Origin of the sequence: Mucilaginibacter agri (assembly GCF_009928685.1) — a bacterium.
GTDB lineage: Bacteria > Bacteroidota > Bacteroidia > Sphingobacteriales > Sphingobacteriaceae > Mucilaginibacter > Mucilaginibacter agri.
On record NZ_WWEO01000044.1, the window covers coordinates 1 to 22,646 of the forward strand.

The window sequence follows — 22,646 nt, forward strand, 5'->3', positions numbered from 1 at the left end:
AAACGGATATACAGAGAGCCAGTAAGGTCAGATCAACAAAGGGTTTGCTTATTCATGTTTTTGGTAAAATTGCTGCCGCTTTTATTTATCTTGTCTTTTAACCCTTGATTCGCATTATAATGAATTAATAAGAATGAAATAAGAAAGGCTATTAAGAAGACCTAATAATAAAATAGCCAATAATAAATCAACTTCACAGATGTGAAGTTGATAGTGCTTAAAATGTCCATAAACAGGAAACAATTCCTGTATCGGAGACCCTGTAACATTGTTCCCAAAGCTGCCATGTTTTTCTTGTTTTTATACTGAAGTCATCCGGAAACCACTCAATGGCATCTACCTTTTCAGGAGCCTCTTCTTTTGTTTTATTATAAAACAAATCGCCGGCTACAGTATAGACCGGCACTTTGCTGTCATACTCGATATATTCAAAAGGGAAGCCTTGAGTATATTGCTTCCATTTGATCAATCCGTTTTCAATAAAAATGATCATCACGGGAAAATCGCCTAAAAACCGATATTTTAAGAAGGTGGCGGTTAATGACACATTAAAATAGTTCGCTATATCGTGTATAAGGGAAATATCAAGTTTTTTACCAGCAACTTTCTGTTTGAATAATGGGGATGGCATTAACAACTCCGAAGCAAAGTCGTTAGCCTGTTGCTCTTGTGGCCCTTTTTGAAACCAATCGGATAGAGTTTTGTCGGTGTCTGAAAATAACGGAACAACATCTTTATGGAGGCAGAAATGCCCGATTTCATGGGCAATCACCCAGTTTTTCCTTGGTTCATAACTAATAGAAGAATTTACAGTAATAATGGCGTTGTCACCTTTGATTAAAATACGCCCTTCCGAACCTGATAGGGGTTGAAATTTTAAAATACCATTTAATGAAAAAACAATGTCTTCCATGGTTAGATCGCCCGGCCTTGACCAACCGATCTGGTGAAGTAGCTGAAGCGCTTTAGTTCCGGGGTTAACCATTATTCCTCCGTTTCGTTTGCACGGGCTTTTAGTATTTCCATGAACTGAAGCATTTCTTGATCTTCTAAAATCTCTTGCTCGTCTTTTTTAGAAAGCTCTGTGAACCGATTAAACATCGGCACTAACTTTGTCTGGTCGCTTAAACTAAACAGTTTTTTAAATTCCTCTATACCTTTTTGTTTTAAAAGCTGAAGCTGTGATAAGGCATCTAAATATCGCTGACGGTTTGCTTCTGCCTTCAACTTGGCAGTTAATTGTTTAATCTTTAACATGTGGGTGTTTACAACCGCATCCGGTTTAGCCTCTAATTCTGCTAATACATCATGATCATCTTGATGGTAATTAATTTCCAGCATTAACCCGTAAAGATTATTTAAAATCTGCTTGTTACTTGGTGCCATATCGTGATTATTGTGATTTTTTAACCCTGTTTATTAACTTCTCTTTCAATTTATCAAACTGCTTTGGCGTCTTGCCCAGTAGTTCTGCAATATCTGCACGTTTCATGCCTTCGCAGATTGCCTCATAGATCATTATCAGTTCATCATCTCCTGCTGCTGCCTGTTTCAATGCTTCGCATTGGGCCTGGAACGTTGCTTCATCCTCTTTACTAATTTCTTCGTCATCAGGAGCATAAAACTCATCAGTTATGTCGGTATACTCTATTTTCAATGCCTGAGCTTTATCCGTTTTATATTTTTCTACTTCTACACTTATCATCTTATTAATGATGCGTATCATCTGCTCTAACAGTGGATAAGCTTCTTTCCATTCCCATTCGCCTGCCAGAAGTTTAGTATACGCCGCTTCCAAATAATGTTCAACCGGATTGGTGCCAAGATTAGCTGCGGTGTGTACGCCGCTCGACATTCTTTGTTTTAAACGTATGCGGATATGTTTTTCGCATTTTTTTAGTACGACTTTCCATTCGCTTTCTTTTACCTCAGAAAACTTTTGCTGATTGCTTGAATAGTACTGACCTATAATCATAATGATAATAACCGGTTTAGTTTATTTATTCCCCATGGTGGGGGATTTTTTCAAGCATCCGGTTATATAGACAATAGAGGGGAATTATAATCGGGTTTAAAAAAACAGGCGAATTTAAAAAAAAGAAAGGGATATATGAATTTAAAAGGTAAGATCAGTTTTATTATAGGCATAGCAGGGTTTATTGCCTGCATCTTTATTACATCGGCAGACGTTAAATCTACAATTTTTAAGATTGCATTGGGTTTTGTATTAGGGGGAATCATTGATTTTACTGTTTTCCTGATGGAGAATAGAAAGCATTGGGGCTTGCTAAAAACAAAATTGTTTAAAGCTAATCAACCGGTGCGTGTAACCGTGGCATATTTGTTCCGAATTGAGGTAAATGGTAAATATGTCCTTATTAAGCGTCATAAAAAAGATAGGATTGGTTATCAACCAATAGGCGGCGCTTTTAAGTATTTTAAAGAAGAAAACAGGGAATTATTTGATGAGCTGGGGGTTGAGCCATGCGACCATGTACCTCGTGATGGAAAAACCGATCAAGACCTGCGTATTCGTATAAAAAAACGCAAAAATCTCACCGATTTCATAAAATGGTTTGAAAGCCGTAAAAATCGCGAATTAGATCCGTGGCGAGAGTTTTACGAAGAACTTGTGGAACCGGGTCTTTTGCGGGATGATATTTTTAGACATGTGAAATATGTTTTTATCTGCAAACATACGGAGGGTGTATTGAAATCACCGGTTTATCCTATAGACGAATTTCGCTACGCCGAAATTTATGAGTTGCGGCCTGAAACCGACGTTCAAAAAGCTGCCATTGCCAATTTAATTAACAGCGACGAAGAAATTGTTTTTGCCACCCCTGATGAGATCAGAAAAGGTGCCACCAATGATGGTCGTACGATTTTACCACACACTTTTAAAATTTTACCCAAATGATTTATTTAAACAATAGAGGAGCACAGATCGACGATATTCTGGATAGAATGGCAGAATCATTACAACTCGGCGACAGCCGTTATGACAGGATGAAACAGCATTACGAGGCTATAAAATCCTGGATCGAAAAAGATGAAAAATTCTTTAAGCCTTTCGCTTACGAATTATACCCGCACGGCTCGGTACGTATTCTGACCACCGTTAAGCCGATCGGCAGTGATGAGTTTGACTTAGATATAGCTCTGCATATAAAAACGAACCATACTGCCCATACACCACAACGAATCTATCAGGAGTTGAAACGGAGGCTTAGTGAACATGAAACCTATAAAGGCATGATGGAATTAAAAAAACGCTGTATACGACTGAACTACTCGGGGGATTTTCACATGGATATCTTACCCGGAATTCAGGAATTTGATTGGGACGACGACCGGCTTTGTGTACCCGATCACGAATTAGGCAGATGGGTAAGTAGTAATCCGCGCGGTTATGCAAAATGGTTTATTGACAGAGCAAATTCTGTAAAAGTAAGCTTGCTGGAAAAGGCATTAAGGGCAGAAAACATTCCTGCCGACAATTTTAGGTATAAAAAACCTTTGCAGCGAGGAGTGCAGCTAATCAAGCGTTATCGTGATATTTATTTTCAGAATGATGATACTTACAAAACATCCAGCATTATTTTAACTACTATAGCCGGTTTATACTACAATGGAGAGGAAAGCATTTTTGATACAGTTGAAAATATTGTCAATCAAATACGACAAAATGTAAACCAACTGCCATCCCGCCTTAAAATTCTAAACCCGGTAAACCTGCAGGAGGACTTTACGGATAAATGGGATGCAGAACCGAAATATTATGAAGCGTTTAAAGCCTTCATTATCCATTTGTATGGTGAATGGCAGGAGTTAAAAAAACAGCATGGTGTGCTTACCGAGAGCAGGATATTGAAGGGTTTATTCGGGGACGATCTGTTTGTAAATGCGCAGCGAGATCAGACAACCTTGCTGGAAAGTTACCGTAAGACGCAGGGTCTTGGTATAAGCCGCGACTCCGGTAATATCGTAAAGGCTGGTGGTATGCCCAGTGCAGTAGTAAAGTCTAATACTTTTTTTGGTGAAAAATTACTTTAATAATAGCCTGTTAACGGCGAAGCCGCTTTCACAGCAAGCTCAGGCCATTCGGCTTAAGTGGCCTGGGTTTACTGTAGGTATTAGCGGGAATAAGTTAAAAGCAATCGGCGACCTACAGCCAACTTCCAGAAGTCTTGTATACAAGGTACAGGTACTATACCAATTAGGTGATATGCCAGATATTATATTGCTTAATCCTAAAATTGAAACGAACTTTAAAGGTGATATGCCGGAGCATTTATATTCGGAACAACGCTTATGCCTTTATCGCCCAATATATGGGGAGTTTAAACCAAGCGACTTGGTTAGCGAAACTATCTTACCCTGGACATCCCTTTGGCTTTACCATTATGAGGTTTGGCATATTGTAGGCGAGTGGTTGGGAGGTGGTGAACATCCTGGAGTTATATAACTGAGGTTGTTTATAGCATCATGTAATCGGAAACTAAGAAAATAAATAGAAAATTTGCTCTGTTATTGCAGAGCTATGTAATACCGAAAAATAAAATAATGGCACAGAAGCATACGTTTGAGATTCAATCAGTAATAAATGGTAGTAAACCGGTAGAGGAACTGGTGATACTAACCGCAACAGGCAATATTAACACAAAGGGCTTTGCTTTAGTCGACCGTACTTTTGACGAAGATGGAAAAGTATCTAATGAGTTCCGGCACATTTTTGTTTTTCCAAGTCTCGAAGTAAAAGCCGGTGAAAGAGTGGTAGTTTGTACAGCCAAAGGGAAAAGTGGGCCAAAGACACTGGATAATGGAGAAAAAATTCATGCCCTTTATTGGGGTTCTGACGATTGCGTTTGGAATGACAATGGTGGCGATACCGCAACTTTAATTAATTTTGTTCAAGTAAATTCCAAAATCGTACCCCCAGTTAAAAAGAAGAAGGGCTAAAATTAGTTTAGCCCACCTTCTTAATGAGTTTAGCTCGGTTGTTTAGAAGAGTTAAGCCGTTCACGTAAGTTTAACATATCTTCTTTCAATTTCCTTTCAACAACCTTGGCATAAATCTGTGTAGTTGTAATCTTGGTATGGCCTAATATCTTACTAACTGTCTCTATAGGTACACCATTAGATAAAGTTACAGTTGTTGCAAAAGTATGCCGAGCGATATGGAAAGTCACTTTCTTCGTTATGCCGCATAAATCAGCTATTTCCTTTAAATAACTGTTTACTTTCTGATTAGATACGGTTGGAAATACCCGTCCGTCTGAAAGTGACCTTATGTTATCCGCATATTTATCTAAAATCTTTAATGCTGGTGGAAGTAGCGGTACATTAACAGGTATTAAAGTTTTCTCCCGACACGTTCTAATCCAACGTTCTCCATCGCTACCGGCGATGATGTGAGCAGGTGTTAGGTTGATCATATCAACGTAGGATAATCCTGTATAGCAGCAAAAGACAAACATATCCCTTACCATATCTAATCGGGCAATAGATAGCGCCTTTTTCTCCATATCCGACAATTCCTTTTCGGATAGCTGTTCGCGGTTTACCTTTTGGATCTTTAACTTATAGGTTGCAAAGGGATCGTTTGTTATCCACTGTAAGTTTAAAGCCAGGTTAGTCATTTTTTTTAGCCGGATGATATGTTTCATCACACCGTTGTTATTGAGCGGTTGCTGATGATCTTTCGGTTTATGATTGCGCAGAAAAACCTCAAAATCTTTCACAAATTTATAATCCAATTGATGTAGATAAATGTCTGTAGCATTAAACTGTGTTTCAAGGAACTTTATTAGGTAGCGCTGGGTGACATAATAATGTTTGAGGGTACTCCATTTCAGATCCTCCGTAGAAGTCTCGTTATGGTAGGTTATAAGACGTGTTAGGGAATATACTTCAGCTTCCTCTCCAAGATATAGGTCTTTAACCGCTTTGGCCGATAACATTTTCCTTTTGATTTGAAGTTCCTTATAGCTATTGCCAATGGCAAGCCTTACTTCCTCCAGGTAGTTGTTAATGGACTTAACCTCTTCCTTATTGCCTTTGGCGGCACCTTTGCCGCCATCCCAATTTTTGGGATCAACATTTTGTTTTAAAGCGATGTAAGCGCGTTGACGGTTTACGGTCACGCAGGCGTAAATGGGTTCTTTTCCGTCCTTTGCTTTGTCCGGGCGGGTGGTAAAATGAATACCGAACGACTGTGATGTTTGCATAAAATTTAATTTTTAAGTTTTAAATGTTTCATAATCACCCCGTTTTCAGGTAACACAACAGGTAACACAAAACCATCAAAACTTGTCCAAAAAAAACAACTTTTAACGCTGTAACAAACTGTTCTTCAATGGATTGAAGCGGTTTGTGTTACCTAAGGTAAAAACAAAAAACAGGTAGTCGGATAGGTAACGAGAACTTTGGCTTTACAAAGGGTTAGTAAGGGGATAATTAATGAAAAAACCCCCTAAATCAGCGATTTAAGGGGTTCTGAAACGTAGATACTGTCTACTTTGTGCGCCCACCTGGGCTCGAACCAGGGACCAAAAGATTATGAGTCTTCTACTCTAACCGACTGAGCTATAGGCGCCGGAATTTTGTTGTGTTTTTCCGGGTGCAATTTTACATATTTGCGGTCAATTAGGCAAATCAAATATGCAAAACATCAAAAATATCATCTTCGACTACGGTAACGTTATTTTTAGTATTGATTTTAAGCGGGTGCAAAACTCGTTCAAGGCGTTGGGTATTAACAATGTAGACGAGTTTTTTGGGCACCTGCAACAGGACCCGATTTTTGACGCTTTTGATCGCGGACAGATCACTCCAGCCCAATTTAGAAACCATGTACGCGAAAAAATTGGCAACCCCGACCTTGCTGACCAGCAAATTGACGACGCCTGGAACAGTATTTTAATAGGTATCGCCGAAGGCAACCATGACCTATTGTTAAAACTGAAAGATAAATACCGTACCTTCTTGTTGAGTAATATCAATGATATTCATTACAATTTTATCATGGATTACCTTAAGCGTGATTTTGGTCTTGATGGCAACGATCACCTTTTCGAAAAAACATATTACTCGCACCTAACCGGTAAACGCAAACCCGAACCAGCAATTTTTAAACAGGTATTAGAAGAAAACAATCTGAAGCCTGAAGAAACCTTATTTATTGACGACAGCCCGCAACACCTGGTGTCGGCGCAGCAATTGGGTATTCAGACCTTTTTAATGACTGCCCCCGATACGATCCAAAAATATTTTGAGCGGAACGGCTTGCTCGATTAATTATTAATCGAGCAATAACGATAGATTCATTACCTACCATTTTGGCCGCCTTGTCCGTTATTATTGTCGCCTTGCTTTAAGTCATCATTATCAACGCCTCTTTTCTTTTTAGGCATCTGAGGTCCGTAGTTCATTTTACCAAAGTTGTAGGCGAAACTAACGCCGAACGATCTGAACGGAACAGAGAACTTGCTTGTTTGCATTAACGGGCCACTATTAATATTGGAGGTAAAATCTTTATAATCATTCAATGGCTGGGTAATGTTTAATCCTATGGTACCCCGTTTCTTCCAAACGTCTTGTTTCACGCCAATCACCCACAGATTAAAGGATGGGTTAGTGCCCTGGAAAGTACGACGGGCCGAATTCTGTATCAAAAATGTCTCTGCCGAGAGCGTCTTATTTAACTTTACCGTGCCGCTTATAAACGCGTTGTATTGTACATAAGTTGATTGACTGCCTTGCTGAAGCGAGCTGTTAACTTGCGGATTGTAAGTGAAAGCATTAACGTTACCTCTTATCGTTAAAATTTTAAAAAGATCCGTTGATCCAAAGAATGTTACCCCAACCGAATTGTTATTGCCAACGTTAAGGTAGTTGGTTAAAGAAACGTCTCTGGTAACCACGTTGCCATCATTATCTACTGTGGTAAAGGGTACGGTACTTACATAACTTTCTATAATGTCTGTTGTTTTCCGATAATAAACAGATGCATTGATAACCGTTGTTTTGAAAAACGTAGAATATGTCATTTCAGCCGTCTGGGTTATTTCGGGCGATAGTTCCGGATTACCTTGCGTTTGATTAAGGGGATTACTTGTATTTAAGAAAGGATTTAAATATTGCAAGCTGGGGCGTTGAATCCGTTTACTGTAGCTCAACTTAAGCGATTGCGTAGGCGTTAATGCTTTCGAGATAACAAAGCTAGGGATAAAGTTAGTGTAGTTGTTGTCAAATGGCGATAATCCAACATTTGTGTTTCCAGAATTACCCTTAATCTTTGTGTTTTCTACCCTGGCTCCTGCCTGTATGGTATAGCCATTTTTAAGGGTAGCAGTTAGTAAGCCATATCCCGAATATACATCTTGATCGTAATCATAAGTATTGGAAGTTGCCGGATTAAATACATAGTTACCTGAGGCATCTGGATTAAAAAAATCATACTCGCTTGATATGCGCCTCAAGATGCTTTTGGCACCCGTTTCCACCTTAAACACTTTATTAACAGGAAGAACGTAATCAACCTGGTACGTATATTCGTTATTTGTGCCATTGTTAGCAGCACGCTGATTCTGCGTAAAGGCAGAATATTCCGATAGATAATTTACATCTGACGTACCATGCGTCCACTGAAATGCGAAACTTAGTTCTTCCCCTTCTTTTTTAAACTTATGCGTAAAGTCATTATTCCAATCAAAATTTGAGACCTTGAACTCATTACTTGTTAATGCGGTGTAATCGATATTTCCCTCTGAGGCTGAATAATTACTATTTACAGAACTTCCGTCGTTTTTGAAAGCCCCACCTCGTAGGCTGAAAGCTGAATTAAAAGTATTATTATCATCAAAATCATATCCTAACGAAGCCGATCCGTTGTTAAAATGCCTGTTCGACGTACTTTGACCAGTAGAGGATGAAGACGTTCCAACGTCTGTATTTCGGCTATTGAATGATTGATAAGTAGTTTGCGGCCATCCAACATTGTAACCAAAACTGGCTGTTAGGCTTAACTTGTTCTTATTGAAATTAATATTTCCACTTTCGTTGTTTTGGCGGGTTCCTACCCCTGCGTTAATGGAACCGCTAAACCCTGAGACATCTTTCTTTTTCGTAATAATATTAATAATACCTGCAGAACCTTCAGCATCATATTTAGCCGACGGCGCTGTAATAACCTCAATATTTTTAATCTGATCCGAGGGCATAGATTTTAGCACATCTGCGGCGTTTGTTACCAACGCACCTGACGGCTTTCCATTAATTAAAATTCGTACATTCTGGTTACCACGTAACGCAACATTGCCGTCCATGTCTACTGTTACCATAGGAACTTTCCGAAGGATATCGGAAACATTACCTCCCGAACTGGTAACGTCTTTCTCGGCATTAAAAACCAGCTTATCGATATGGTTTTCCACTAAGGCCTTTTGTCCGGTTACTTCAACCGCTGCCAACATTTTGGCACTAGGCGAAACAATAATTTGCCCTAGGTTCCTGTCAGGCTTTGCGGCCGTTATTACAATTCCATCAATCGTTTTGGTAGCGTAACCTACAAACGCAATTTGAACCCTGTAACTACCGGCTGGAATATTTGATATTTTGAAGTTCCCCTTTTGATCAGTAAGGCCTCCATTTAGCGGAGCGGTAACACCAGCTTTAAACAAACTTACCGTTGAATAATCCAGTGGTTTTTTGGTAAGCGAATCTATAACTGTACCAGATATTACGCCGTTTCCCTGACCGGCTGCAGCAGAATTTCCACGCGGGGGTTGATTTTGCCCTAGGGCTATACCTGTTAGTAATAAAAAACAGATTATAATTTTTACTGGCCACAAACCAAACGTGGCAATCAACTTCAACTTGTAATTTTCGGCTTCCATATTTCAGAATTTGAAACAAATCAAACCAATTGCTTTCAATCAAATATGCCGAATAGACGGTTGACCATTTATAATAGACGAAATCTAACTTAAAATCTACGAGTTAATAATTGATCGTTTCCGAAGCGGATAACCATCATTTACAAGTGCCACGAATGTCCCGTTTAATGCCATCGATCAAACTTGCCATTCTGTCTATTATTTACATCAAATGGTCTATTTCACTTTTTAATTATAGAATAATTGTGTCATTTACAGATATCCCGGTGAGATGGGATTTTAGTTGATTACTGTATTGATACAGTAAGGTGCGTTTTGCCTGAGAAACAAAACGCACTATTTTTTCTATTACTTTTATAGTAAAACCCAAATATGACTTTTTCAGGCTTGAAGAAAATATTCTTTTCGGTTCACTTTTATATCATAACCAGTTTGCTTGTGATGTTTCTGCTTCCGCTTTCATGGCCAGTAAAACTACCCGGCGAATTTTGGCTAAAACAAATACTAATTCACCTGGTATGGGCAGCGTTGTTTTACTCTAATTTACTGTTCTTAACACCCCAGCTACTCTATAAAAACAAGGTTATTTTGTTCGTTCTTATTTTAATAGCCATCTTAATTGCAGTCGTCTATTTAAACAATTGGCTCGATGTGGTTACTGGATGGAAAGCCGCCTTTAGCCGAATTTTTATAGACACGGGCAAAAAGTCATTACATGATAAAAACAGTTATAATTATTGGACTATTATCTCTGCGCTCGTACTGCTCGGTGTGAGTACCATTATTGCAATTTCCAGAAAAATCAAAACCGATCAGGCTGTTTTACAGGCCACCGAACAGGAGAAGATTAGCTCCGAGCTTTCATTTCTAAAAGCCCAAATCAACCCGCATTTCTTTTTTAATATTTTACATACCATTTATGCGCTGGCGGATAGCGATCCCGGAGCATCTAAAGACGCTGTATACACGCTTTCGCACATGATGCGGTATGTAATTTACGACACTAAAAACGACCTGACAGATCTGGACAAAGAGATCAAATTTGCAGAGGACTACATCAAACTCATGAAGTTGAGGCTGAGCGATGACGTACAGATCATTTTTGAAAAACAAGCCAGCCTGAAAAATTATGAGGTGGCGCCAATGCTTTTCCTTCCATTTATTGAGAATGCATTTAAACATGGGATCAGTGCATTGCATCCAAGCTATATATATATTGACATAAGCCAGCGTACAACGGAGCTTACTGTGGAAATCAAAAATTCATTATTTGAAGAACAGACAGCAGATTTGGAAGAAAGTAATGGTATTGGCATTGCCAACACCAAAAGACGTCTTGATCTATTATATCCAGGACAATACAGCTTAACCGTTGACCGAAATGTAAAAACGAAAGAATTTACAGTAATATTAACTTTCCACCTCAAATGAAAATAAAAGCTATAGCTGTTGATGATGAGCCGCACGCCCTAAAGCTGGTAGAATCATATATCGAACAAACACCTTTTTTAAATCTGGAGGGCAGCTATACTAATGCCATGGATGCATTAAAAGCTATCCATGACAGACCCGACCTGCAATTGATATTCCTGGACATCAGAATGGTGGATCTTAGCGGGGTTGAACTAGCAAGAATTATTGAGCAAACCGGTAAAAAGAAAACCCTTCGAATTATATTTACTACAGCCTATGACCATTATGCACTCGAGGGCTTCAAAGTAGATGCACTGGATTATCTATTAAAGCCATTTAGTTTTGTTGATTTTTCTAAAGCAGCAACTAAGGCTTATGATTATTTCATTATGCTTCAAAACAGCATTAATAATGTAGTTGCAATAACGCCTGCCGAGAAAACTGATAAGAATTATATCTACCTTAAAGTTGATTACCAATTGGTAAAAGTTAATGTAGCGGAGATACTCTATATTGAGGGATTAAAAGATTATGTAAAAATCTTCCTTTTCACCCAGGAAAAACCGTTATTAACACTCACCAGCCTCAAAAACCTGGAGGAAAAATTACCCGAAAAAGCTTTTTTAAGGATTCACCGATCATTTATTATTGCAAGGGAGGCGGTTAAATCGGTCACCAAAAATTCAGTACAGATTGCAAGTACTACAATTCACGTTACGGAACAGTATAAAGAAGTATTTTCGACGTTCCTTAAAGATTGGTTTTAGTTTATTATTCGGCAGCTACGCCACCCCTTCCCTGCTGACGTTACCTTAGCATTCTTTGTTCCGCCAAAGTTCATCTCAGGCTTTACCGCTCCTGGTAACTTCTCAATCTTAGCAACAATTATCATCTAAAAAAATAATTAATTCTTAATAATTATACATTAAGTATTAATTAATGTTTTTTATATTTATATAATCACCAAGATAAGCCAATTCATTATTCTCAAATAACCCGCCACTGCCTTAAGTATATGAGTAGTGGGCACTTAAAACTTACCGCAATGTTCAATAATGTAGTTTTAGATGTAGCTATCGGCGTTGTATTTATTTTTCTACTATACAGCTTACTTGCCACCTCCATCCAGGAAGCCATAGCAACTGCTCTCGCCTTGCGCGCACGGACCCTTAGAGATGGAATTATTAACGGCATGCTTTGTAACACCCCTAATATAACGCGATGGGAAAGCTATTACAGGGGGATAGTGTGCGTGTTTAAATATATATACCATATCATAATCACAAAACCTGAGGTAAAGGATAAAAAACTGGGGCATTATTTTTATGATCACCCCATGATAAAAAATTATGGTTCAAGCCGTATATTTCCTATACCCTCCTATTTACCTACTACTAACTTTTCTACGATTTTAATTGATGTACTAAGGCAAGATTTCCAGCAAAAGCTAGATGTGATTATTGCCAGCAAACTACCATCGGCCACAAAAACCCAGGCTGAGATCGATGCGCTAAACCAGCAGTTGCAGAGCAGCACAGATACGGTGAAGATAAAGGAACTGTTAAACTATTATGGCAGTTACTATACAAAGTTGAGCAAAATACCCGCAGCTCGCAACAAACAAGAACGACAGGACAACATCCAAAAAGTGGAAAAACTTAAATCCGATTTCTTCCCCGATCTGAATATAACGATAGAACAAGATACATGGCAAATATTGCAAATGCATCTCCAGAACAGCCTTTATAACATAGACGATTTTATTAAAAAGCTGGAAACCTGGTATGACGATAGTATGAACCGCGTTAGCGGTTGGTATAAACGCCAGGTGCAGTTCATTCTCTTTCTCATCGGCATCGTAATAGCGGCCACTTTTAACGTCGATATCCTTCTAATTTCGGGCAAACTTTCAACAGACAAAGATGCCCGTGATCAGCTTGTTCAATTAGCTGTAAAAGAGGCGGATACTTACAAAAATGACCCGAGGGTATCAAGACGAGCACATCCGGGTCCTGATACCTCCCGTGCGGCTTATCGTCAGGCCATCAAAGACGCGCGTAAAACTATTGATACCAGCATAGTAAAAGCCAACGATATATTGGCAATAGGCTGGGGCGATTATGGAAAACGGGCTGATAGCGTAAAAACGCTACAAAAATATTATGCTGCAGAGAAGGAAAGAATTGCAGATAGTATTAAAAAAGCGGGTGGGCGTGTTACAACGCCTGCCTTACCTCCCAGTGCTAAGACAAATCAGGCCATTTTAGATAAGCTTTATGAAGACAATCCATTCACCTACAAATTGCCTTACGTACTTAGACAATCGTTTTTACATGGCCGCAAGTTTCTGGGTCTTTTATTAACTGCTTTGGCCATTTCGCTGGGCGCCCCTTTTTGGTTCGACTCGCTTAGTAAGTTAGTTAACCTGCGTGCTGCCGGTAAAAAAGAAGATTCGACAACCAATACTGCAAGTAGTAATAGTGGTAGTGGTGGTACTTCTTCAACACCGCAACAACCGGTTAACGTAAACGTAAACACCGCAAATACTGAAGAGGAGGCAGTAGGTTGATATGACACGTTATATAGTTACAGCAAATAAGCTGAATAAACGCAGCATAATACCCGCAAGCCTACCTAACCCGGCTAATATTGCCGGGATGGTATTTAAGGGCTTTATTTTTGAAGGTGAAGAAGCCGACCCGGCCGATGTTCCAAATGCAGCACTGGGTAAATGGTTTAAGGACACCGATGGCTTTTTTTATTGGGGAGGTGCCGTTACGCCTATTACTGAAAATACTGACGCCAAACTAAGCGCTGATAAAATAAGCATGGCCACTGGGGCAAAACTAAGTACGGCCACTAAATTTTTGCCCTACCTTTTAGAAACTTTCGATAAATTTACTATTAACACCCCTGTTAGGCAATTATGCTTCCTGGCACAAATTGGACATGAAAGTGCCGGGCTATTTTATACAGAAGAGCTAGCCAGTGGTAAACGCTATGAGGGCCGTACCGACCTGGGGAATACCCATGAGGGCGATGGCGTGAAATATAAGGGCCGCGGGCTGATACAAATTACCGGGCGTGGAAACTATCAATGGCTTACCAAAGATTTTCAAGTTGATTTTGTGACCGCACCCACTATGCTTGGTGGTAAAAATGCCACCCTATGCTCACCAGATCAGTTGAAATATGCAACTTTAAGTGCCGGCTGGTATTGGAACAATCATGATCTTAATAAAACAGTAGATTTGATAGACTTACAATTTCCAATTGATGAGGGAGATAACCTGGTTCATTTTAAGATACTGACCCGTAAAATAAACGGTGGTTACAATGGATTAAGCGATCGTATTTCCCGCTGCAAGGCAGGCGTTGATTCTTTTAAACAATCATCATGAAGCTTATCGTAACCGCCAATAAATTAAACGTACGTAGCCATATACCCAAACAGCTCCCCGAGCCAGATGGTATTACCGGCCAGGTTTTAAAAGGCCACACTTTTGACGGCATCCTGGTAACTGATCCAAATATATCCAATGGCGCACTTGGGAATTGGTACCAAGATACACATGGATCTTTTTACTGGGGAAATGGTTTAGTGGTTGTGGACCAAAACGTCACACCTCATGAGGCAGGCTCATAAAACTATTCAACAAAAAGTTGTTCGGTGGGTAGAAAAGGTGATAACCGTTTTATTTGCCTGAGTTAATCAAGCGGTGATAATCTGTTATCGTATCGATATCAACACCTCCCATGTTAAAGGGGATAGATGTTATCTGGTCCTGATGCGCTTTAATAATCTTTTTAGCGCCTTCGTGACCTGTAAGTTTACCTAGTTCGCTAAATAACGATCTGTGAAATAAAGCGGGAACGCCTATTGTATTCAGATAGCTACTCGCCACTATGGGTGTGCCTGCATCCAGATGCGTTTTCCCCAAATTGTCGAGGAGTTCGGCAGAAACAAAAGGTTGATCGCAAAGCATGATGATAGCGCTATCGATCTGTTTCTTTTTCTCTACCTCCATTATAGCAAACTTTACGGATGAAGCCATGCCCTCTGCCCAGTCTTGATTGATCATAACCCTCACACCTGGATATTGAATGGAGGGCTGAATCAGCTCAGCATTGGCTCCCAAAACCACTATTACCGGCCCGCACTTTGATGCCAGCCCGGTTTCAATGGCTCTTTGCAATAGCGTTTTATCTTTAAACACAAGGTTTTGTTTAGGTTGGCCTAATCTGCTCGAACTACCTGCAGCCAAAATAATTAGAGCCGTCATTTACCGGCAACTGCTTTATCGAGCTCCGCATGAATCGGCGTAGGCTTATATTTAAGTGAATAACCCTCTCTGGAGGACAACACGGCTTTTATTTCTGCAACAATAGACAAGGCAATCTCTTCGGAACCCTCCGAACCAATATCCAATCCAACCGGGCCGTAAATACTTGCCAACTGTGCCGATGTTATTTGAACCCCATTATCTTCTATTTCTGCCAGCATACGTACCAACTTCTTTTTGGGGCCTAATATGCCGATATAACTTAGGCCTAACGGCATTAACTCCTTTAGAAGTTCAATCTCATAATTATAGTTGTGGGTCATTAAAACAAACGCCGTTGAAGCGGTTAGTTCAATTTGAGACAAAATGTTCCCGGGCTTTGAAACCACAACGCGGTTTGCCAATGGGAAGCGTTCCTGCAGTGCATAATTCGGTCGCCCGTCTACCACCGTTATATCCCAGCCTAAAACAGCGGCAATTTTGGTTAGCGGAATGGCATCATTACCAGCCCCTATGATCACCAGAGAAACCATCGGTTTTACATATTCAACAAAACCGGTAAAAATTGTACCATCAGCATAAGTCGATGTTTCAGACTGTCCATTTTTTATGGCACATTCTACATCAGTAACTAAAGCATCTTTATAAATAGCATCACTTAAAACACAACTCTGTAGAATTGCGTCAGATGTAAGGCATAAGCACGTGCCGGGCTGAGGCCCCTTTCTATCGTCAACAGAAAAAAGAGTGGCCAAAACTGCATTGCCCTTATTCCTCACAATTGCCTTTAGATAGTTGATCGGATTTTGAAGACTATCATAAATGGGTTCTATCAGGATATGGATAATACCATTGCAGCCTAACCCTACACCTAGTTTGGCATCATCGTCGTCCATAGTATCATAAGTAACCAGTAGCGGCTCTTGTTGCAAAATAACCATACGGGCCTTGCGCAGGGCATCGCCTTCCAGGCAACCACCGCTTATAGCACCAGTAAGTTGGCCATCTTCTGTGATCAGCATCCGTGCCCCCGCTCTCCTGTAAGCTGAGCCTTCAACCAAAACCACAGTTGCCAACGCGGCTTTTTTACCTTCCTTCACAGCTCGGTCATAAGCAGCAACAATTTCAACAATCTCCTTCATCCCAGTTAAACCTTATTCATATCAAAAGGTAGTTTCCTGATGCGGTTACCTGTCAGGTCATATATAGCATCCGTTAAAGCTGGCGAAAATGGAGGCAATCCTGGTTCTCCAACACCGCCTGCATCTGCCGTGTTTTCCATAATATGTACTTCAACTGGCGGCATGTCGCTCATGCGCGGCATCAAATAATTATAGAAATTCCTTTGCTCGGGCAAACCATCTTTAAAGGTGATCTCGTGAATTGTAGCGGCACCCAAAGCCATTAAAACCGAACCCTCTACCTGCGCCCGTATGATATCAGGATTTACATACCAGCCGCAATCCATCACAGCCCAAACCTGATCTATTTTAACCTTACCGTCTGTATGCCTTGATACTTTTACGATCTGGCCTACGGTTGTATTGAAACACTCGGTAATGGCTACACCGTAACCTTCATTCTTTTTCCGGGATTTCCACCCCGAAACCTCTTCCATTCGGTCAATCAATTTCTGGCAACGTTCGTCCTTTAAATATTCCCTGCGAAAATCAAGCTGATCTTTACCGGCCAGCGCTGCCATTTCATTCATAAAGCTCTCGTAACCAAAGCCATGTGTCGAGGCATAAACAGACCGCCACCACATAGGTGGTATCGGCAGTTCGAAGTTGATGTCAGAAAAACTAATATTCTTAATGCTGTTGAAATAAGGCTTTACAAAGCCTTCATCAGTACTCGAATTGGGTTTATCTCTCTTTCCACCTTGCCAGTGGTCCAGATTTTGTCCCGCAACACGGAATTTAATTGCACTGATTTCGCCATTGGCTATAGCACCCTGGCAGCGATAAGCTATTCCTGGCCGAAACGGTCCCTGCGTGGTATCGTCTTCTCTTGACCAAACTACTTGCACGGGCGCACCAATCTCTTTCGATATAAGCGTGGCTTCGTAAGGGTAATCTAAAAAGGCCTTCCTCCCGAAACCGCCCCCTAAAAAGGTCATGTTTACTACCACATTTTCCTTAGGTATTTTAAACTCATCACTTAAATTACCCTGTATCCAATCGGGTGCCTGGATAGGCCCCCAAACCTCAATTTTATCAGGCTGATAATGCGCAATGCAATTAAGCGGTTCCATTGCACTATGCGCCTGATAAGGGGTTTGATAAATTACATCTATAGTATTTGATGATTGCTTTAACACACCGTCGGGGTCACCTTGAGTTTTGAAAGAGATCCCCTCACTGGTCTTCAATAACTCTTCTTGTCTTTTAACAATATCAATAGTGTTTACATGCTCAAACCCGCTATCGTCCCAAACCACGTGCAATGCTTTTCTGCCCTGCATAGCAGCCCAGGTTGATGTAGCAACAATAACAACGCCGTCGCGGGTAGTATCATAAACCTTCATCTGCACCTTAAAAACCTTCTTAACACCCGGTACCTTCAGTGCAGCGGTACTGTCAAAGCTTTTTAAGGTACCGCGCATCCTGGGGTTACGTTCCACCACAGCGTAAAGCATTCCCGGAAGTCTTTTGTCCAGGCCAAATATGGCTTCACCATTAGTTTTTATCGGCGTATCTCTACGGTTTAAAGGCTTGCGGATCAGTTTATATTCAGAGATCTTTTTTAATTGTATTTCTTTAGGCGCTTCTAATTTAGATGCATCAACAACCAATTCGCCATAATGAAACTTTTTTCCGGATGGTTTATGGATCACATTTCCCGACTCGGCATAACATTCTGAAACAGGAACAGCCCATTTATTGGCAGCAGCCATGATGAGTACCGTGCGGGCTGTTGCGCTCAGATGCAACAGCTGTTTGTAAGACCCACGTATAGTTGAACTACCACCGGTTATCTGACTGCCATATTTTTTGGGGTTGCCTTGTGCGAAAATAACGTTAACGTCCTTCAGGTCGACTTCCAATTCTTCGGCAACAATCTGCGGAACAGACTGGAATGACCCTTGCCCCATTTCGGCACGATGGTCAGTAATTGTTACTTTACCGTCGGTATCAATTTGAAGCCAGGCATTCATTTCAATCCCGCGGGCATCGGCCGCCGCTTTAGAGACTATCACTTCTTCCTTTGCGCTGGCCGGAAAATAGACGCCTAAACAAAGCGCCGCACTTGCCAGCCCCGATACCCGGATAAAGTTTCTTCTTGATATTTCTTTAGGTTCCATATTGAAATCCTTTAAGTCCTTTTACTTCAGTTAGCACTTGGTGCATAAGCGCCTTTAGCTATCCATAATTTAACCTGTGCCACAAAAGCTGACCTGCTCATCGGTGGCAAGGTCCGTCCATCGCCGGGATGCCATCCCCATCCAACCAGTTCATCATTTGCCATATGATCAATTAACTGAGCCTTTGTCCGTCCACCGTTTTGCTTGGGGTCAAGTATCTGTAAGGCCAATTGGTGTGGGGTTCGACCCTGAAAAACCATCTTCATTTTTGCTGGTGGCAAACCCCATTTTGGGTTACCCGGTGGCATATGCAGGCCGGCTGTATTCTCATTCTGGTGGCAGTTACTACAACGTGCGGCATACATCCCTTTACCATCCGTGCCCCGCTTAATATTCATGGTGTGGATGTGGCTGTCATCGCCCTGTAGAGGAGCCTCACCCGATGGGTGACAATTCATACAGCGGGGGCTCATCAATACTTTATATACCGACATAAATGCTTTTACTGAGCCAATACTATCTTTAACTGGCTTAGTATCATCATTTTTTAAAGAAGTTTCGGTTTTGAACGACTGCATGATTATAACAGTGATAAATGACACCATTGTAAATAATACCACTCTTTTAGTAGTTGCAATACTTGATAAAGGTGCACTCATATTTTTGCCGCCTCCTGCTGTATGTGAGCAGCTTTGTGAATAGCAGCTCTAATTCGCTGATAAGTGCCACAACGGCAAATATTGCCCGACATAGCATCGTCAATATCTTGATCTGTTGGATTTAAATTTTCGCGCAGTAATACCGCTGCCGACATTAACTGACCGGACTGACAGTATCCGCATTGTGGCACATTCAATTCGTTCCAGGCTAATTGCAGCGGATGGTTATTGTTTGCCGACAGACCTTCTATGGTAACAATCTGTTGCCCTGCTGCCCTATTGAGTTTAGTAACGCAAGAGCGCACGGCTTCACCATTCATATGGACAGTACAGGCACCACATTGTGCGGCGCCGCAACCATACTTGGTTCCGGTAAGGCCGAGTATATCTCGTATTGCCCATAGCAACGGCATATTTGGGTCAGCATCAATTTGGTGCTGTTTCCCATTTACATTAAGGCTAATCATAGGCTTATAGATTTGTAATTACTATAAATATCGAAAATTTATAACCAATAACACCCTATGGGGTTTATTTGTATCTAATCTAAACCCATTATAAATTAATATGGTTTTCTAAAGCACTCAAATAAAAACGCCATGAATTTATTATTCATGGCGTTTTTATTTTTATTCACTTATCAGGTCTATTCTTGTCAACCTGATAGTATTTATACTACAATTTTACGGTTACCGCGCTACCGCTGTATTTAAATGTTTTGTCGAAATGATCAGCCGGAACTGAATCTGACCCGTGTGTGCCATTAACCACCACTACGTTAAATGTACGTTGCTTTAACATACCCGGGAAACTACCTTTAACTGGTGATATACTTAACTGGTGTAACTGATCGTTCCAGGTAATGTTGAAGGTAGCAAACTGGCCCTTCTCATAACCATAAGTATCGTTTGCATCTTCATAAACCTGAAACTGACCATTTGCTCCAGCATAAACACGCAGCTCTATTACGCTCGATGGTTTTTCGGTAGCATACTGCACCACTGGCCCCATTGGCACAATTGATCCGGCTTTAACATATAAAGGCATCGTTTCAATAGGCACATCCGGGTTGATGGTTTGGCCACCTTCGTATTTTTTACCAGTCCAGAAATCGTACCAGGTAGCTGCTTTAGGCAGATAAACCTCACGGGTGTGCTTGCCACTCGCCACATTAGCGCCTGTGTACATTTGTTCGGTAACTGGGTTTACCAAAAATGCAGGACCAAACATATACTGATCTGGAATGCTATATACTTTAGGATCATTTCTAAAATCGAAAGCCAGTGAGCGCATAATGGTGTAGTTATTCTGAGTAACCTTACCCGCCAGCGAGTAAATGTATGGTAACAGGCGATATCTCAATTTATCATACTTGATCAGGATATCACGTGTTTTTTCATCCCAATTATTAGAGAAGATAGCACGCTCGCCTTTTCCGTGGATACGGAAGATTGGTGAAAAAGTACCGAACTGGAACCAACGGGTAAACAATTCACGAAACTCGGGTTTTGACCAATCTGGTGCTTTCCAGTAATATTGATAGCCGCCAATGTCTGATGTCCAGTAAGGGATACCCGATACACAGGCATTAATTCCCTGTGGAACCTGTGCTTTAAATGCCTCAAATGAACAGAAGATATCAGAAGACCACAAGGTTGCTGCATTACGCTGCTCGCCTGCAAATGATTGCCTGATGAGGAAGAAAGCACGTTTATTAGGAATATCTCTTCTCCAGCCTTTGTATAACCCTTTAGAATGTTCTAATGAGAAGGTATTGAAATAGTCGATGCCCTTACCAACTGAAAAATTGGCTTTGCGGCGTTCGTCTAACAGCGTACCATTGTCTGGCTCACACTGATCAACCCACCAGGCGTCCCAACCGTAGCGTTTAATCAGGCTGTCGCGGGCTTGGTCCCAATATAGTTCACGGGCTTTGGGGTTGTGGGCATCGTAATAAGTGTCGAAAGTATGAGTAACTACGTTATCCCAGGTAATACTAGTTAAGCCACCCATTTTATTAAGTGCATCATAGTTAGGGGTACCTTTACCAAATACCGGCCAGATAGAGATCATAGCGTGGATATTGGCGCTATGCAACTCATCAACCAAAGCTTTAGGACTTGGGTAACGCTCCGGCTTCATAATGTGTGAGCCGATAGGCAATGGATCCCAGTAATACCAATCCTGCACGATAACATCCACAGGAATGTTAGCATTACGATAGTTATTCTTAACACCGATAATTTCCTGTTGGCTCAAATACCTGTCTTGAGACTGGAATAACCCGAAAGACCATTTTGGGAACATGGGTGCTTTTCCTGTAGCGGTGCGATATAAGTCGATGATATGATCGAAAGTTGGCCCGTAGAAGAAAAAATAGTCAACCTGTTTCCCACTTTCTGACACGTATTTAAACTGGGTATTATCAGCTGCGGCACCGTAGAAATTAGAAGCAGCGTAATTATCCCACATCAGCCCATAACCTTTGGTTGATAATAAAACAGGGATAGCCCCTGTCATATATTTAATGGCCATATCCTGATTGCGGCCTTTGTAGTTGATAGATAGGGAATCGGTAGGATGGCAACCCAAACCGAACAAGCCTTCATCCGCCGGCGAATTAAATGAAGTGCTGCAACTATAGGTATCTATACCAGCCACAGTTTGCGCCTCCATTTCTTTATTGCCTTTTTCGGTTTCTGCTAATATTACTTTGCCGGCTGTTGTTAAATAGGTAATGGCGTTTGATTTGCGGTTAACCGAAATAACTAACTTATCTGTTTTTATAATAATATTGCCGCCTTTTTCGGTAACTGTAAAGTTAACTTTACCGGCAAAGGGATTGTTAACCACCAGTGAATTAAATGGTGCGAAGGCATTTAAAGCTGTATATTTTACCTGCACAATGTCGGCCTGGCAAACCTTAATTTTCATAAGGCCCTTGTCGAGCGTAAACCTTACCCCGTCGGCCTGTTTAGCGTATGTTTTTACAGCAGCTGTTGCGGTGTTGTAATGCCCCAACATTACAGTAGTAACGAGCATGGTAAACAATGCCTTCACATTAAATTTTAAAGTTTTTAACATCGAG

21 protein-coding genes and 1 tRNA gene are annotated in these 22,646 nt (G+C 40.8%); 10 read left to right on the forward strand and 12 right to left on the reverse strand.

What is annotated here, in order from left to right; all coding sequences use genetic code 11:
- Positions 1-217: 217 nt before the first annotated feature.
- The 3 genes from GSY63_RS16485 to GSY63_RS16495 are packed head-to-tail and all read right to left on the reverse strand — an operon-like array spanning position 218 to position 1,975.
- Entirely contained in the window at positions 218-985 is a 768-nt protein-coding gene (locus tag GSY63_RS16485) for an ImmA/IrrE family metallo-endopeptidase (protein ID WP_166586938.1), read from the reverse strand.
- Positions 985-1,386 carry a hypothetical protein gene (locus tag GSY63_RS16490; RefSeq protein WP_166586939.1) on the reverse strand — a complete coding sequence of 134 codons (402 nt, stop codon included), beginning with the start codon at positions 1,384-1,386 and terminating at the stop codon, positions 985-987. The genes GSY63_RS16485 and GSY63_RS16490 overlap by 1 nt, the downstream gene beginning before the upstream one ends.
- A 7-nt stretch (positions 1,387-1,393) precedes the next feature.
- Positions 1,394-1,975: a hypothetical protein gene (locus GSY63_RS16495; protein WP_166586940.1), complete on the reverse strand. Its 582-nt coding sequence runs from the start codon at positions 1,973-1,975 to the stop codon at positions 1,394-1,396.
- Between the two features lie 240 nt (positions 1,976-2,215).
- Between GSY63_RS16495 and GSY63_RS16500 the strand changes: the two genes are divergently transcribed.
- The 4 genes from GSY63_RS16500 to GSY63_RS16515 all read left to right on the forward strand — a co-directional run bounded on the left by GSY63_RS16500 (position 2,216) and on the right by GSY63_RS16515 (position 4,962).
- A complete protein-coding gene (locus GSY63_RS16500; protein ID WP_166586941.1) occupies positions 2,216-2,920 on the forward strand; it encodes an SMODS-associated NUDIX domain-containing protein in 705 nt (234 codons plus the stop codon).
- Positions 2,917-4,056 (forward strand): nucleotidyltransferase domain-containing protein, encoded by a 1,140-nt coding sequence (locus tag GSY63_RS16505; RefSeq protein ID WP_166586942.1) that lies wholly within the window; start codon positions 2,917-2,919, stop codon positions 4,054-4,056. The genes GSY63_RS16500 and GSY63_RS16505 overlap by 4 nt, the downstream gene beginning before the upstream one ends.
- Positions 4,040-4,468 carry a hypothetical protein gene (locus GSY63_RS16510; protein WP_166586943.1) on the forward strand — a complete coding sequence of 143 codons (429 nt, stop codon included), beginning with the start codon at positions 4,040-4,042 and terminating at the stop codon, positions 4,466-4,468. The genes GSY63_RS16505 and GSY63_RS16510 overlap by 17 nt, the downstream gene beginning before the upstream one ends.
- Positions 4,469-4,566: 98 nt before the next feature.
- Positions 4,567-4,962 carry a hypothetical protein gene (locus tag GSY63_RS16515; RefSeq protein ID WP_166586944.1) on the forward strand — a complete coding sequence of 132 codons (396 nt, stop codon included), beginning with the start codon at positions 4,567-4,569 and terminating at the stop codon, positions 4,960-4,962.
- Positions 4,963-4,991: 29 nt separating this feature from the next.
- On the opposite strand, the gene GSY63_RS16520 is transcribed toward GSY63_RS16515, so the two are convergent.
- Positions 4,992-6,230: a site-specific integrase gene (locus GSY63_RS16520; RefSeq protein ID WP_166586945.1), complete on the reverse strand. Its 1,239-nt coding sequence runs from the start codon at positions 6,228-6,230 to the stop codon at positions 4,992-4,994.
- 294 nt (positions 6,231-6,524) lie between these two features.
- Positions 6,525-6,598: transfer RNA gene (locus GSY63_RS16525), tRNA-Ile, on the reverse strand.
- Positions 6,599-6,663: 65 nt separating this feature from the next.
- Here GSY63_RS16525 and GSY63_RS16530 point away from each other — a divergent pair.
- Positions 6,664-7,299, forward strand: a complete 636-nt coding sequence (locus tag GSY63_RS16530; RefSeq protein WP_166586946.1) for an HAD family hydrolase — start codon at positions 6,664-6,666, stop codon at positions 7,297-7,299.
- 29 nt (positions 7,300-7,328) lie between these two features.
- On the opposite strand, the gene GSY63_RS16535 is transcribed toward GSY63_RS16530, so the two are convergent.
- Positions 7,329-9,899, reverse strand: coding sequence for a TonB-dependent receptor domain-containing protein (locus tag GSY63_RS16535; RefSeq protein WP_166586947.1), 2,571 nt, complete (start codon positions 9,897-9,899; stop codon positions 7,329-7,331).
- A 372-nt stretch (positions 9,900-10,271) separates the two neighbouring features.
- On the opposite strand from GSY63_RS16535, the gene GSY63_RS16540 reads away from it, so the two are divergent.
- The 5 genes from GSY63_RS16540 to GSY63_RS16560 all read left to right on the forward strand — a co-directional run bounded on the left by GSY63_RS16540 (position 10,272) and on the right by GSY63_RS16560 (position 14,958).
- Positions 10,272-11,330, forward strand: a complete 1,059-nt coding sequence (locus GSY63_RS16540) for a sensor histidine kinase (RefSeq protein ID WP_166586948.1) — start codon at positions 10,272-10,274, stop codon at positions 11,328-11,330.
- Positions 11,327-12,079 (forward strand): LytR/AlgR family response regulator transcription factor, encoded by a 753-nt coding sequence (locus tag GSY63_RS16545; RefSeq protein WP_166586949.1) that lies wholly within the window; start codon positions 11,327-11,329, stop codon positions 12,077-12,079. The genes GSY63_RS16540 and GSY63_RS16545 overlap by 4 nt, the downstream gene beginning before the upstream one ends.
- Before the next feature lie 278 nt (positions 12,080-12,357).
- Complete coding sequence (locus GSY63_RS16550; protein ID WP_166586950.1) at positions 12,358-13,881, forward strand: hypothetical protein; 1,524 nt, start codon at positions 12,358-12,360, stop codon at positions 13,879-13,881.
- A 1-nt stretch (position 13,882) separates the two neighbouring features.
- Positions 13,883-14,713: a glycoside hydrolase family 19 protein gene (locus tag GSY63_RS16555; RefSeq protein WP_166586951.1), complete on the forward strand. Its 831-nt coding sequence runs from the start codon at positions 13,883-13,885 to the stop codon at positions 14,711-14,713.
- Positions 14,710-14,958 (forward strand): hypothetical protein, encoded by a 249-nt coding sequence (locus GSY63_RS16560; RefSeq protein WP_166586952.1) that lies wholly within the window; start codon positions 14,710-14,712, stop codon positions 14,956-14,958. The genes GSY63_RS16555 and GSY63_RS16560 overlap by 4 nt, the downstream gene beginning before the upstream one ends.
- 49 nt (positions 14,959-15,007) lie before the next feature.
- On the opposite strand, the gene GSY63_RS16565 is transcribed toward GSY63_RS16560, so the two are convergent.
- The 6 genes from GSY63_RS16565 to GSY63_RS16590 form a co-directional block, all read right to left on the reverse strand.
- The gene (locus tag GSY63_RS16565; RefSeq protein WP_166586953.1) at positions 15,008-15,595 is read right to left on the reverse strand and encodes a nucleotidyltransferase family protein; all 588 of its coding nucleotides are present in this window, start codon (positions 15,593-15,595) and stop codon (positions 15,008-15,010) included.
- The gene (locus tag GSY63_RS16570) at positions 15,592-16,737 is read right to left on the reverse strand and encodes an XdhC family protein (RefSeq protein ID WP_166586954.1); all 1,146 of its coding nucleotides are present in this window, start codon (positions 16,735-16,737) and stop codon (positions 15,592-15,594) included. The genes GSY63_RS16565 and GSY63_RS16570 overlap by 4 nt, the downstream gene beginning before the upstream one ends.
- 5 nt (positions 16,738-16,742) lie before the next feature.
- Entirely contained in the window at positions 16,743-18,899 is a 2,157-nt protein-coding gene (locus GSY63_RS16575; protein ID WP_166586955.1) for a xanthine dehydrogenase family protein molybdopterin-binding subunit, read from the reverse strand.
- 26 nt (positions 18,900-18,925) lie between these two features.
- Positions 18,926-19,477 (reverse strand): hypothetical protein, encoded by a 552-nt coding sequence (locus tag GSY63_RS16580; protein ID WP_208094571.1) that lies wholly within the window; start codon positions 19,475-19,477, stop codon positions 18,926-18,928.
- Between the two features lie 77 nt (positions 19,478-19,554).
- Positions 19,555-20,025 (reverse strand): (2Fe-2S)-binding protein, encoded by a 471-nt coding sequence (locus GSY63_RS16585; RefSeq protein WP_166586957.1) that lies wholly within the window; start codon positions 20,023-20,025, stop codon positions 19,555-19,557.
- A 208-nt stretch (positions 20,026-20,233) separates the two neighbouring features.
- Positions 20,234-22,642 (reverse strand): glycoside hydrolase family 31 protein, encoded by a 2,409-nt coding sequence (locus tag GSY63_RS16590; RefSeq protein ID WP_166586958.1) that lies wholly within the window; start codon positions 22,640-22,642, stop codon positions 20,234-20,236.
- Positions 22,643-22,646: the final 4 nt, after the last annotated feature.